This window comes from Pandoraea sp. (assembly GCF_004297875.1).
GTDB lineage: Bacteria > Pseudomonadota > Gammaproteobacteria > Burkholderiales > Burkholderiaceae > Pandoraea.
On the sequence record NZ_SCSK01000067.1, the window covers coordinates 129,538 to 141,759 of the forward strand.

At 62.1% G+C, this 12,222-nt stretch carries 12 protein-coding genes and 1 pseudogene; 7 read left to right on the forward strand and 6 right to left on the reverse strand.

The window, feature by feature from the left end:
* Nucleotides 1-9 precede the first annotated feature (9 nt).
* Nucleotides 10-936 carry an ectoine hydroxylase gene (gene thpD, locus EPN80_RS19730; protein WP_293031434.1) on the forward strand — a complete coding sequence of 309 codons (927 nt, stop codon included), beginning with the start codon at nt 10-12 and terminating at the stop codon, nt 934-936.
* 112 nt (nt 937-1,048) lie between these two features.
* Here the strand turns inward: thpD and ehuA are convergent, their stop codons facing one another.
* The 4 genes from ehuA to ehuB are packed head-to-tail and all read right to left on the reverse strand — an operon-like array spanning nt 1,049 to nt 4,056.
* Nucleotides 1,049-1,825: an ectoine/hydroxyectoine ABC transporter ATP-binding protein EhuA gene (gene ehuA, locus EPN80_RS19735; RefSeq protein ID WP_293031437.1), complete on the reverse strand. Its 777-nt coding sequence runs from the start codon at nt 1,823-1,825 to the stop codon at nt 1,049-1,051.
* On the reverse strand, nt 1,822-2,514 hold the full coding sequence (ehuD, locus tag EPN80_RS19740) for an ectoine/hydroxyectoine ABC transporter permease subunit EhuD (protein ID WP_293031440.1): 693 nt from the start codon (nt 2,512-2,514) through the stop codon (nt 1,822-1,824). The genes ehuA and ehuD overlap by 4 nt, the downstream gene beginning before the upstream one ends.
* Before the next feature lie 2 nt (nt 2,515-2,516).
* Nucleotides 2,517-3,188, reverse strand: coding sequence for an ectoine/hydroxyectoine ABC transporter permease subunit EhuC (ehuC, locus tag EPN80_RS19745; protein ID WP_293031443.1), 672 nt, complete (start codon nt 3,186-3,188; stop codon nt 2,517-2,519).
* A gap of 10 nt (nt 3,189-3,198) precedes the next feature.
* Nucleotides 3,199-4,056 carry an ectoine/hydroxyectoine ABC transporter substrate-binding protein EhuB gene (gene ehuB / locus EPN80_RS19750; protein ID WP_293031446.1) on the reverse strand — a complete coding sequence of 286 codons (858 nt, stop codon included), beginning with the start codon at nt 4,054-4,056 and terminating at the stop codon, nt 3,199-3,201.
* A gap of 210 nt (nt 4,057-4,266) precedes the next feature.
* Here ehuB and tsaB point away from each other — a divergent pair, with 210 nt between their 5' ends.
* From tsaB to EPN80_RS19770, 4 genes and pseudogenes are all read left to right on the forward strand, one after another.
* Entirely contained in the window at nt 4,267-5,022 is a 756-nt protein-coding gene (tsaB, locus tag EPN80_RS19755; protein WP_293031449.1) for a tRNA (adenosine(37)-N6)-threonylcarbamoyltransferase complex dimerization subunit type 1 TsaB, read from the forward strand.
* Entirely contained in the window at nt 5,022-5,510 is a 489-nt protein-coding gene (gene rimI, locus EPN80_RS19760; protein ID WP_293031452.1) for a ribosomal protein S18-alanine N-acetyltransferase, read from the forward strand. Before tsaB ends, rimI begins: the two co-directional genes overlap by 1 nt.
* 151 nt (nt 5,511-5,661) lie before the next feature.
* A pseudogene (locus tag EPN80_RS19765) lies at nt 5,662-6,255 on the forward strand (uracil-DNA glycosylase); the annotation flags it as partial.
* On the forward strand, nt 6,228-7,298 hold the full coding sequence (locus tag EPN80_RS19770) for a DUF1853 family protein (protein WP_293031455.1): 1,071 nt from the start codon (nt 6,228-6,230) through the stop codon (nt 7,296-7,298). The pseudogene EPN80_RS19765 and the gene EPN80_RS19770, both read left to right, overlap by 28 nt.
* 8 nt (nt 7,299-7,306) lie before the next feature.
* Here EPN80_RS19770 and thiD read toward each other — a convergent pair whose 3' ends face one another.
* Both thiD and lplT read right to left on the reverse strand, forming a co-directional pair.
* Complete coding sequence (gene thiD / locus EPN80_RS19775; protein WP_293031458.1) at nt 7,307-8,125, reverse strand: bifunctional hydroxymethylpyrimidine kinase/phosphomethylpyrimidine kinase; 819 nt, start codon at nt 8,123-8,125, stop codon at nt 7,307-7,309.
* 5 nt (nt 8,126-8,130) lie between these two features.
* Nucleotides 8,131-9,435: a lysophospholipid transporter LplT gene (gene lplT, locus EPN80_RS19780; RefSeq protein WP_293031461.1), complete on the reverse strand. Its 1,305-nt coding sequence runs from the start codon at nt 9,433-9,435 to the stop codon at nt 8,131-8,133.
* Nucleotides 9,436-9,741: 306 nt separating this feature from the next.
* Between lplT and alr the strand changes: the two genes are divergently transcribed.
* Nucleotides 9,742-10,812, forward strand: a complete 1,071-nt coding sequence (alr, locus tag EPN80_RS19785) for an alanine racemase (protein ID WP_293031464.1) — start codon at nt 9,742-9,744, stop codon at nt 10,810-10,812.
* 50 nt (nt 10,813-10,862) lie between these two features.
* Nucleotides 10,863-12,221 carry a DNA repair protein RadA gene (gene radA / locus EPN80_RS19790; RefSeq protein ID WP_293031467.1) on the forward strand — a complete coding sequence of 453 codons (1,359 nt, stop codon included), beginning with the start codon at nt 10,863-10,865 and terminating at the stop codon, nt 12,219-12,221.
* The last annotated feature ends 1 nt before the right edge of the window (nt 12,222 follow it).

A 12,222-nucleotide genomic window follows, 5' to 3' on the forward strand; every position in this document is an offset into this window, starting at 1 on the left:
GAGTACGATATGATTATATCGGTAAGCGATTTATACGCTTCTCGCACGACAGATGGCACTTCGGCCATCATTGCCCGGCAGGATCCGGTCGTCTATGACGGCGGACGCTATGCCGACGCACTGACTCAGGCGCAGTTGGCCGGCTATGAGCGAGACGGCTTCATTTTGCTGGAAAATGTGTTCGACGACGCCGAGGTTCAGGTGTTGCTCGATGAAGTCAAGCGCATGAGCGCCGCGAAGGACATTGTCTCGCGCGACGAGGCGATTACCGAGCCGGGCAGCAACGCGGTGCGCTCGATTTTCCGGGTGCATGAACTCAGCGAGAAGCTGGGCCGGCTGGCGCGTGATCCGCGCCTGATTCACGTCGCGCGCCAAATTCTGGGCTCGGAAGTCTATATGCATCAATCGCGCGCCAATATGAAACCCGGCTTCAAAGGCAAGGAGTTTTATTGGCACTCGGATTTCGAGACGTGGCATATCGAAGACGGCATGCCGGCCATGCGCGCGTTGAGCTGCTCGGTCCTGTTGACCGACAACAATGCCTGCAACGGCCCACTGATGCTGATTCCCGGATCGCAGCAGCAATTCATCGCCTGCCAGGGGCGTACGCCCGAGAACCACTATAAGCAATCGCTCAAGAAGCAGGAGTATGGCGTGCCCGATCCGCTCAGCCTGAATCTGCTGGCGGAGCAGGGCGGCATTCAGGCAATGACGGCCAAGGCTGGCTCAGTCGTGTTTTTCGATTGCAACACGATGCATGGTTCGAACGGCAATATTTCGCCGTGGCCCCGCGCGAACGTGTTCATGGTCTACAACAGTGTCGAAAATACATTGGAGCCGCCGAAGCATGGGCTCGATCCGCGCCCCGAATACATTGCGGCACGCCGGAACTTCGCCGCCCTGGCGCCAATCGAGCAAGTCGCCATGGTGGCGTAACCTGTGACCCCGGCCGGCTTGCGGGCCGGTCGCACTTAGCCGGGCCATGTCCTCGCGGACTGGTCCGGTTTTTTTGTATGCGCGGCGCGCGCGCGGCTGGTGCGATGGTCCGTCACGCGGGATGGATAAAGCCCTGGAGGAATTCCCGCGTGCGCTCCTCGCGAGGTTCGGTGAACAAAATCTCGGGTGGGCCTTCCTCGACGATCGAGCCTTTGTCGAAAAAGCAGACGCGGTCGGAAATCTGCTTGGCGAACTGCATCTCGTGGGTGACCAGCAGCATGGTCAGGTCGTGCTCCTCGGAGAGCCGCTGAATGACATTGAGCACTTCGCCGACGAGTTCCGGATCGAGCGCCGAGGTCGGCTCGTCGAACAGCATGATGTTGGGTCGCATGGCCAGGGCGCGGGCGATCGCCACGCGCTGCTGCTGCCCGCCGGACAGTTGGTTGGGAAACTTGTCCGCGTGCTCCGACAGGCCCACCAGTTCCAGGTATTCGTCGGCGCGCTGGTTGGCTTTTTGCTTCGATAGTCTCAGCACGTGTATCGGCGCCTCGGTGATGTTGCGGCGCACCGTCATATGAGGAAACAGGTTGAACTGCTGAAACACCATGCCCATTTCCTTGCGCATTTCGCGCAAATGGCTGTCTCCGGCCGGCACCAGTTGACCGTTTTTCTCCTCATGCCATAGCGGCTTTCCAACCACATGAATAACACCGTCGTTGATCTTTTCGAGCGTCATCAGAATGCGCAGCACGGTCGACTTGCCAGAGCCCGAAGGTCCGATGATCGTGACTTTCTCGCCTTTGCAAACCTCGAAGTTCAGCGCGTCGAGCACGGTCACCGAACCGAAACGCTTGGTGACCTGGTCGAATTTGATGATGGAATCGTTCATCGCAGGGGCAATCCTCGTTTAGGCAGTCGCCTGTCGAGATAACGCACGGCGGCCGAGGCAAACAGTGTCAGAATCATATAGAGGCCGCCCACCATCGAGAGCGGAATCAGGTAGTTGAAGGTGCGGTCGCCAATGATTTTGGCGACGTTCAGCATTTCGAGTACCGAGACGACCGAGAGCACGGGCACATCCTTCATGATCGATACCAGGTAGTTTCCGAGCGCCGGAATGATGCGCGGGATGGCCTGCGGCACGATGACGACGCTGAAAGTGCGCAATCCGGAGAGATCGAGCGCGCGGGCGGCCTCGGTCTGGCCGCGCGGAATCGACTCAATGCCGGCGCGATAGACTTCCGAGGTATAGGCGCTGTATTGCACGCCCAGCGCAAGCGCGCCGGTCATGAACGCCGGCAGGACGATTCCGTAGTCGGGCAGCACGTAATACAGAAAGAACAGCTGCGCCAGTAGCGGCGTATCGCGCAGGAATTCGGTCAACAGTTGCGCCGGCCAGGCGACGATACGCAAGCTCGACGATTTGAGTGCAGCCAGCATCAGGCCGAGGACTGCCGCTACCACGAAGCCCAGCAGCGACGCTTCGATCGTGATGAGCATCCCCCTGAGCAGGATGGGCAGGATCGATTCGGCGAATAGCCAGTTATTCGCCGTGTTCCAATGAAATCCGAACAACATGCTCAGGCTCTCCGCGCACGCCAGCGGCCGACCGAGCGCTCAAGCAATTTCATCACTGCGGTCAGAACTAGGGCCATGGCGAAATACATGAGCAGCAGCACCGTGTAGACGGTCGTGCTGTCCTGGGTGAAGTTGCGGATCTGCTCGGCGCGAAACGCAAGGTCACCCAGGCTGATCAGAGAAACCAGTGCCGTGTCCTTGAGATTTTGCACGGCCAGATTGCCGAAGCTCGGCATCATCTCTGGAATGGCCTGCGGCAACGCAATGCGCCATAGTGTTTGGCGCGCGGTGAAGTCGAGCGCCTTGGCGGCTTCGTGCTGAGCCAGAGGGACGGCTTGAATCGCGCCGCGCACCACCTCGGCGCCATAGGCGCCGATATTCAGGCTCAACGCCAGCGTGCCTGCCACGACCGGCGGCAGCCGCAGATCGACGCCGGCCAACTGTCCGAGCACCGGCAGCGCAAAATACAGCCAGAACAATTGGACCAGCAGCGAGGTGCCGCGAAAGATCTCGATGATGCCGATCGAAAGACTCTTGATCGGCCAATAGCGCGAGAGCTTGCCCAGGCCGAACAAAAAGGCGAAGAAGGCGCCCAGCAGCGTCGAATAGACCGTGAGCTGTGCCGTAACCCACGCCCCTTGAAGCAGGGGCGTGGCGTAGCTGATCCAATGCATGGTTCGACGCTTACTTGGTGCACAGTTGTGCCGTGGTCTTGTCAAAGGACGCCTGGGCATCCTTGTCGGTGAAGCCATAGTGCTTCATCAACTGCTTCCAGCCAGGGGTTTTCTTGAATTGAGCCAATTGGGTGTTGACGGCGTTGCGCAGATCCGTCGAATTCTGCGCGAAGGCGAAGCCCCCCCAACTGCGTGCCGGCTGACCGTGAACGATTGGATCAGTAAAGGGCTTGGCGGCTTGCACCTTGCCGCTCTTGGCCGCCAGCTGATTCACCGTCAGACCCGTTGCAGCATAGGCGCTGGCGCGGCCGGTCGTTACCGTTGAGATGGCATCGGCGTTGCTCGCGATAGTCACGATATTGCTGCTGGGCACGCCCAGTGCCTGAAGCATGTCGAGCTGATCGGCGCCCGCCATGATCGCGACCTTCTTGCCCGATTTGGCGAACGCTTCATACGAATCAAGATGAGCCGGATTGCCTTTGGCGACCAGCAAGCCCTCGCCATAGGAGCTGTCCGGCTCCGAGAACAGCACCTTTTCGCAGCGCGGCGGCAGGATCGCCATTTCCGCCGCAACCATATCGAAACGGTTGGCTTTCAGACCGGGGATCAACGAGCCGAAGCCAGTGACGACCCATTTGATTTTCTTCACGCCGAGCTGCTTCATCACCTGCTTGGCAACGTCGGGGCCGATGCCTTTGGCTTGCTCGGACAGGTTCATGTAGCCGTATGGAATTTCATTGGCGATGGCGATGCGCACATAACCGCGCTGCTGGATTTCCTTGAGCGTGACTGCGCCGGCTTGCTGTGCCAACCCGGTCGCCAAGGCGACGAATACCGTGGCGAGGGCTGTTGTGCGGGCCTTTTTCATAAGCATGTCCTTTGGGGAAAAATTGACCGAAATGACTTCCGCGCTTATTTGATTCGTCTAGCAACGATAGCAGAAATAATTATACACAATGAAACGATTTCAGTTGAAATTAATAGCGTACCGAATCAACTCGGCGCCGCCTATCCCGGGAAAACTATCCGGCAGTCGCCCGACCGCCTGTGCGACGGCTTCGGCGATTACAATATCGGCATGTCTGCCATTTCCATACTTGCTCTCGATACGTCGACCGAATTTTGCTCGGTAGCCCTGTATCTGAATTCACTCGGCACCGAACGCGTGATCGTCCGCCATCGCCACACCGGGGCGGTTTCCAGTGCACACGTTCTTCCGTTGATCCGGGACGTGCTCGACGAAGGGGGGCTGGCGCTCGGCGCGTGCCATGCGATTGCCTTTGGCGCCGGGCCAGGCTCCTTCACGGGATTGCGCACTGCCTGCGGCGTGGCGCAAGGGCTTGCCTACGGCGCCGGCTTGCCGGTGATTCCGGTCAGCACCTTGCTGGCTTGTGCCGAAATGGCCCGGGCGCAGCGTCCCGCGCCCGGCCGGGTCATGGTGGCGCTCGACGCCCGCATGGAGGAGGTCTACTGGGCCGATTACACCTGGGACGGACCGTCCCAGGGCTGGGTCGTCAATCACGACGCGGCGCTCGATGCACCCGACGCATTGCCACAACCTGACGAGCCATTCATGCTGGCCGGCAACGCCGCGGCGATTTTCGGGGATCGCCTGCCACTGGCAGGACAAGCCCGTGCCGTGTTGTCCGAGGCGTTGCCGCACGCCCGCGCGGTGGCCGTGCTGGCCGCGCGCGATTATGCGTTGGGGCGGACGCTGCCGGCGCACGAGGCGGCACCTTTCTACATTCGCAACAAGGTCGCGCAGACGGTGGCTGAACGGCAGGCCGCCGCCGGGCATCGCGCCACATTGGCGCACTTGGCGGAGGGGCGCTGATGGCGGTGCAAGCTCACCGGTTCGCGGCGATGACCGAAGCCGATCTCGATGAGGTCATGGAGATCGAAACGCGCGCCTATCCATTTCCGTGGAAACGGGTAAATTTCGTCGATTCGCTGCGCGCCGAGGGCCCCAGTCAGGATGCCTGCTGCCTGCGCGGTGAAGGCAGCGACCTGCTTGGTTACTTTATTTGCATGCCGGTGGTCGACGAGAATCATGTGCTGAATGTCTGCGTCGACCCATCGCATCATGGGCAAGGCTGGGGCGTGCGCCTGCTCGATGAGATCGTGCGGCGCACGCGGGCCCAGGGCATGACTGGCGTGCTGCTCGAAGTGCGGCCCTCCAACAGCCGCGCACTGACGATTTACGAACGCTACGGATTTCGGCAGATTGGCTGTCGCAGGGGGTATTACCCCTCGTATCACGGCCGGCGCGAGGACGCCATCGTGATGCGCTTGACGCTGGAGGATCGCCGTGCCGCTGCCTAAACCGATACTGGAAGAATTTGGATTGTGGCCGTTATGGGCGCGCCGCCTCGCACCGACCGAGACGTCTGCCGACGTGTCGTCCGACATGCCGCCGGCCGCGCACGCGCAGGCGCGCGACGCGCTTGCCGGCGGCAGCCCGGACGATGGTGACGCGACGCCCGTCGAGCAACTCGATTGGGATGCGCTGGCCGCGCGAGTGGCGGGCTGCCGCGCGTGCTCATTGTGCGAGCATCGCACCCAGACGGTATTCGGCGTTGGCGACCGCCAGGCTGATTGGTTGCTGGTGGGCGAAGCGCCAGGCCAACAAGAGGACTTGCAGGGCGAGCCGTTTGTCGGGCAGGCCGGCAAGCTGCTGGACAATATTCTTGCCGCGGTCCAATTACAACGTGGCAAGAATGTCTACATTGCCAACGTGCTGAAATGCCGGCCGCCCAACAATCGCGATCCCGAGCCGGCTGAAGTGATGCAATGCGAGCCTTATCTGAAGCGACAGGTCGCGCTGTTGCAACCGAAATTGATCGTCGTGATGGGGCGCTTTGCCGCACAGAGCATCCTGAATTCGCAGGCCAGCATCGCCAGCATGCGAGGGCGGATCCATCATTACGAGGGCGTGCCGGTGATCGTGACTTACCATCCGGCCTACTTACTGCGCAATTTGCCTGACAAGGCCAAGGCCTGGGCCGACTGGTGTCTGGCGCGCGCCACTTACGAATCGCTTTGCAACCCGAGCGCTACCGCACTTTGATGCCCCAATTGCGCGAGGCCCCGGTGCGGGATCTCGCGTGGTTACTGCTGTCTTCCGATTTGCTGCGCGCCGACGCATTCCCCGCCGAGTTGGGCAACGTCACACCCAGCGACGCCGAATTGGCAATGGTGGAGCGCTGGCTGCTGGCGCAGGATCGGCAACCGGCATCGCTAAAGGCGTTTCTCGCCGCCGGCGAAAGCGCCCGACTCGGGCGATACGCCGAGCGCCTGCTGCAGTTCTACCTGCGTGACGGCCCCGGTTACGAATTGATGGCCGCCGGCCTGCAAGTGCGCGATCTGCGGCAAGGAGGGCAGACTCTTGGGGAATGCGATTTTCTGATCAGGCATTTGGCCAGCCGACGAATGCTGCATTGGGAACTGGCGGTCAAGCTGTATCTTTACGTGCCTCCCGGGGACGACGATATGGCCATGGATGGTCTATCCGTTGCGCATGCCGAGCAATATCGATGGCTCGGACCAAACCTTGCCGACAGTCTCGGCGACAAGCTGCAGCGCCTGCTGCTGCATCAGTTGCGCCTGACGAGCATGGCGGCGGCCCAATCGATACTGCCGCATGCGGGACCGTGGCAGGCGCAGGCCTACTTGAAAGGATGGATGTTTCATCCACTCGGTGCCGGGCGCGACGCGGCGCCAACTGTGCCATTGCCGGCGGTGATCTCCGCCGAGCACGGGCGAGGATGGTGGGCCACGCTGGCCGAATGGCAACGGGCGAGCGACACGGCGGCCAACGGCTCCGCAGTCGCCGCCTGGAGCGTGTTGCCGCGCGTTCACTGGCTGGCGCCAGCGCGCCTGACGGGGTCAGAGACTATGGATCGGTCGGCGCTCGGCGCGCGCATCGCCGCGCTCTGGCAAAACGGTCTGCCGCATGAACCCCTGCTGGTGGTTGGTCTGGCGGAAAACCCCGACGGCACTTGGGACGAGACCCAGCGCGGATTCATCGTGCCGGACGACTGGCTGGCGCGTGCGCGCCGGCGCATGGTCGAACTTTGGCAGCGCGCTGCGCAGCGGGGCCACACGCGCTGAGCGGGTCATCACGACTGACGGGGCCACCAGGCGTGAAAGTGATGCAGCGGGCCGATGCCGTGGCCAACCTGCAGCGCATCGCTCGAACCCAGCGCCTGACTCAGGTATTGCTTTGCGGCGCGCACGGTGTCTGGCCAGTCATCATGTTGGGGGCGCAGTGCGGCGAGCGCGGCCGACAATGTACAGCCCGTGCCGTGGGTATTGCGCGTCGGCAGGCGCGGGGCGTCGAACCTTTCGCTGCCCTGCTCGGTGAGCAGCCAATCGGGGCTGTTGACGCCCCCCAGATGTCCGCCCTTGAGCAGCACGTTGCGCGCGCCCAGGCCGCGCAGTGCCTGCGCCTGGGTCGCCATTGCGGCTTCGTCGGTCGCGGCTTGTTGATCGAGCAGCACGGCTGCTTCCGGCAGATTGGGCGTGATCAGGTCGGCCAGCGGCAGCAGTTCGCGGCGCAGTGCCTCGACCGCTTCCGGCGCGAGCAGGGCATGCCCGTTTTTCGACACCATGACGGTATCCAGCACGACGTGACATGGCCGGTAGCGCCGCAGCGCCTGGGCTACCGCGCGCACGATATCGGCGTTGGCCAGCATGCCGATCTTCACCGCGGCACATTCGATGTCGCCGAACACGGCGTCGAGTTGGGCGCTGACGAATGTGCTCGGCGGTACGTGCACCGCGCTGACGCCAAGGGTGTTTTGCGCAGTCAGCGCAGTGATCGCGCTCATGCCGTAGACGCCAAGCGCCGAGAAGGTCTTGAGATCGGCCTGGATGCCGGCGCCGCCGCTCGGGTCGGATCCGGCGATGGTCAGTACGTTGAGAATGCGAGCCGACATCGTAGTCAGTGCTTGATTTCGCCGATCAGCGCCACTGAATCGAACTGGCGTTGATTGGCTTGATGACGGCGCATCACCAGCCACATGGTGCAGCATACGAAAGTGCCGAACAGCACGATCACCACGCCGACCGGCACGTTGAACCAGATCAGCAGCGCATAGAGACACAGCATCAACAGCACCGACAGGTTTTCATTGAAATTCTGCACCGCGATGGAGTGCCCCGCCGACAGCAGGACGTGGCCGCGATGTTGCAGCAGGGCGTTCATCGGGACGACAAAAAAGCCTGCCAGGGCACCCACCAGAATCAGAAACAGATAGGCAACGATCAGATAGAACGGAACATGCCAGATGCCAATCTTGATCGGCCAGTCCGGCAGTGTGTGCTTCGAAAAAAAGGCCATGCCCATCACGACGATGCCCATGGCAATGCCGACCGGCAACACAGACAGGGATTTTTTCAGAGGTATCTTGGCAGCCGCAAGCATGGCGCCGACAGCCACGCCCAGCGCGGACACCGCTTGCAGGATCGCGCCTTCGGACAGATTCATGCCAAGCGCCTTCTCGGCCCATTTCAACACGATGAACTGGAGGGTGGCGCCGGCGCCCCAGAACAGCGTGGTGACGGCCAGGGAGATCTGGCCGAGCCGATCACGCCACAGCGTCGCGAAGCAACCGGCGAAGTCGGTGACCAGGCGTATCGGGTTGCGCTGTTGGCGCCGGTAGCGTGCTCCGGTGTCGGGGATGCCGAGGTTGATCAGCGCGGCGATGATATAGATGCCCATGATGACCAACATGGCGGCGTCGGCCGAGGTGTGGATGGCCGCTGGCGTGCGAGCGATGATGTAGTGGGCGATGTGCGGGTTGACGAGCGCGCCGCCCAGGACGGTGCCGAGAATGATCGAGGTGACCGTCAGGCCTTCGATCCAGCCGTTGGCGGCGACCAGCCGCTCGGCTGGGAGCAGTTCGGTAAGAATGCCGTACTTGGCCGGCGAGTAGGCGGCGGCACCGAAGCCGACGATGCCGTAGGCGATCAGCGGATGGGAGCCCGCCATCATCATGATGCAGCCGATCACCTTGATGCTGTTGGTGATGAACATGACCTTGCCCTTGGCCATGGAATCGGCGAATGCTCCGACAAATGCCGCCAAAATGACGTAAGACAACACAAAAAACAGCTTAAGAAGCGGCGTCATCCATTGTGGTGCATGAGAGTCCTTGAGGAGCGCTATCGCGGCGATAAGCAATGCGTTGTCGGCCAGCGACGAAAAAAACTGCGCTGCCATGATGGTGTAAAAGCCTGTCTTCATCTCAGCTTGGATCGGTTCCCGACGGCGGTTTTGCGTCCGTCCCATATCACCGGCGCTTGCCGCCGGCCAAGTGTAGCCCGGCGCGGCCAAGCACTCGGCGGCTCCTCTGATGGGAGAAAGAAATCGGCAAAACAAGTTGTGCGCACGGCTTTATAACACGAAAATATGCATAATCCTAACCGAGTCCGGCCATGGCCGGCCGCATCGCGGCGTCGGTCATAGTCCAGCTCGCTGGGCTGCCAGCCTCGCACGGTGGCCGTCGCAAGACCATAAACTCAATCACTCTCTCGTTCGAAACTCACCGTCATGCCCCGTCCTATTCGTGCCACGATCCACACCGCAGCGCTCGCCAATAATCTCGATGTCGCCCGGCGCCACGCGCCCGAGGCCAAGGTCTGGTCCGTGGTCAAGGCAAATGCCTACGGGCATGGCATCGAACGGGCTTTTCCCGGCCTGCGCGAGACCGATGGCTTCGGCCTGCTCGATTTGAACGAAGCGATACGCTTGCGCGAACTGGGGTGGGCCGGTCCGATTTTGCTGCTGGAAGGTTTTTTTGACCCCGCAGACCTCAAGATCATCGACGAATATGGCCTCACTACAACCGTGCATTGCGATGAGCAACTGCGCATGCTCGAAGGTGCTCGGCTGTCGAAGCCGCTGACGGTCCAACTCAAGATGAATAGCGGCATGAACCGCCTGGGCTTCGTGCCTGAGCGATTTCGCGCGGCCTGGGAGCGGGTCCGTGCGATGCCCGGGGTCGGCCAGATCGTGCTCATGACACATTTCTCGGACGCCGACGGCGAACGCGGTGTCGACTATCAGATGGAGGCGTTCGAGCGCGGCGCGCGCGATATTCCCGGCGAGCGCTGCCTGGCGAATTCGGCGGCGACGTTGTTTCATCCGCAAACGCATTACGCCTGGGTGCGGCCAGGCATCATCCTGTACGGGGGCTCACCCAGCGGCAAAACGGCGGATGTGGCAGGACTCGGACTGCAACCCGCGATGACCCTCGAGAGCGAGCTGATTGCCGTGCAGGAGCTCAGCACCGGACAGACCGTTGGCTATGGCAGCGTGTTCACCGCCGAGCGGCCGATGCGCATCGGAGTCGTGGCCTGTGGCTATGCCGACGGTTACCCACGCCACGCCCCAACAGGCACGCCCGTATTGGTTGCCGGGGTGCAGACCCGGGTGGTCGGTCGCGTTTCGATGGATATGCTGATGGTCGATCTGAGTACCGTGCCGGAGGCCCGCATGGGCAGCAAGGTCGTGCTGTGGGGACGCGGGCTGCCGATCGACGACGTGGCCGCCGCATGCGGAACGATCGGCTACGAGCTGATGTGCGCACTGGCGCCACGCGTGCCGGTGATCGAGCAATAAGCGCTCGACACGCCGAGCGTCATTCCCGTTATTTTTGAGATCAGTCCCGGATGGCCAAAGCCAAGACGATTTACACCTGTTCGGAGTGCGGCGGCCAGTCGCCGAAATGGCAGGGTCAATGCCCGCATTGCAATGCCTGGAATTCGTTATTGGAAACCATCGCAGAAACCGCCTCGGGGCATCGCTATCAGGCGCTGGCCAAGAGTGCGCCGGTGCGCCGGCTGGCGGATATCGAGGCCGCGGACGTACCGCGTTTTTCGAGCGGTATCGGCGAATTCGACCGGGTGCTGGGCGGCGGGTTGGTGGCCGGCGGCGTGGTGCTCATCGGCGGCGATCCGGGCATCGGGAAATCGACGCTGCTGTTGCAATCGCTGGCTCAGGTTGCGCGCGAACGGCCGGCGCTTTATGTCAGCGGCGAGGAATCGGCCGCACAGATCGCACTGCGGGCGCAACGCCTTGACCTGACCGGGCCGGCCAGCGGCGAGCTGCATTTGCTGGCTGAAATTCAGTTGGAGAAGATTTTGGCGGCGATCGAGAGCGAGCGCCCCGAGATCGTCGTGATCGACTCTATCCAGACCGTTTATTCCGAGGCGCTGACCTCCGCGCCCGGCTCCGTCGCTCAGGTACGCGAATGCGCCGCGCAGCTCACGCGCACCGCCAAGCAATCCGGCGTGACGGTGATCATGGTCGGGCACGTGACCAAGGAGGGCAATCTGGCCGGACCGCGCGTGCTGGAGCATATCGTCGATACAGTGCTTTACTTCGAGGGCGATACGCACTCTTCGTTTCGGCTGGTGCGCGCGTTCAAGAACCGCTTTGGCGCCGTCAACGAGCTTGGCGTATTTGCCATGACCGAAAAAGGATTGCGGGGTGTCTCCAATCCATCCGCGCTGTTCCTGTCGCAGCACGACCAGACAGTGCCGGGCTCCTGCGTGCTGGTCACGCAGGAGGGCACGCGCCCGCTACTGGTCGAAATCCAGGCCTTGGTCGATACCGCGCAGGTGCCGAACCCCCGGCGCCTGGCCGTCGGGCTCGAACAGAATCGACTGGCAATGCTGCTGGCGGTGCTGCATCGGCATGCCGGCATTGCGTGTTTCGACCAGGATGTCTTCCTCAATGCCGTGGGCGGCGTGAAAATCACCGAACCGGCGGCCGATCTGGCGGTCATGCTGGCAATTCACTCATCATTGCGCAATCGACCGCTGCCACGCGGCATCGTGGCGTTCGGCGAGGTCGGTCTGGCTGGCGAGATACGACCCAGCCCGCGCGGACAGGATCGTTTGAAAGAGGCCGCGAAACTCGGCTTTTCGTTGGCCATCATCCCCAAGGCCAATGCGCCCAAGCAACCCATCGATGGACTCGAGGTGCGTGCGGTCGACCGTATCGACCAGGCTATCGCAGCGCTCTAGC

Excerpts from the sequence above, each read along its gene's own strand:
- tsaB (WP_293031449.1), top strand. The coding sequence starts at position 4,267 with ATGTCTGCCATTTCCATACTTGCTCTCGATACGTCGACCGAATTTTGC.
- alr (WP_293031464.1), top strand. The coding sequence starts at position 9,742 with ATGCCCCGTCCTATTCGTGCCACGATCCACACCGCAGCGCTCGCCAAT.
- radA (WP_293031467.1), top strand. The coding sequence starts at position 10,863 with ATGGCCAAAGCCAAGACGATTTACACCTGTTCGGAGTGCGGCGGCCAG.
- thpD (WP_293031434.1), top strand. The coding sequence starts at position 10 with ATGATTATATCGGTAAGCGATTTATACGCTTCTCGCACGACAGATGGC.
- lplT (WP_293031461.1), bottom strand. The coding sequence starts at position 9,435 with ATGAAGACAGGCTTTTACACCATCATGGCAGCGCAGTTTTTTTCGTCG.
- rimI (WP_293031452.1), top strand. The coding sequence starts at position 5,022 with ATGGCGGTGCAAGCTCACCGGTTCGCGGCGATGACCGAAGCCGATCTC.
- ehuA (WP_293031437.1), bottom strand. The coding sequence starts at position 1,825 with ATGAACGATTCCATCATCAAATTCGACCAGGTCACCAAGCGTTTCGGT.
- ehuB (WP_293031446.1), bottom strand. The coding sequence starts at position 4,056 with ATGAAAAAGGCCCGCACAACAGCCCTCGCCACGGTATTCGTCGCCTTG.
- thiD (WP_293031458.1), bottom strand. The coding sequence starts at position 8,125 with ATGTCGGCTCGCATTCTCAACGTACTGACCATCGCCGGATCCGACCCG.
- ehuD (WP_293031440.1), bottom strand. The coding sequence starts at position 2,514 with ATGTTGTTCGGATTTCATTGGAACACGGCGAATAACTGGCTATTCGCC.
- ehuC (WP_293031443.1), bottom strand. The coding sequence starts at position 3,188 with ATGCATTGGATCAGCTACGCCACGCCCCTGCTTCAAGGGGCGTGGGTT.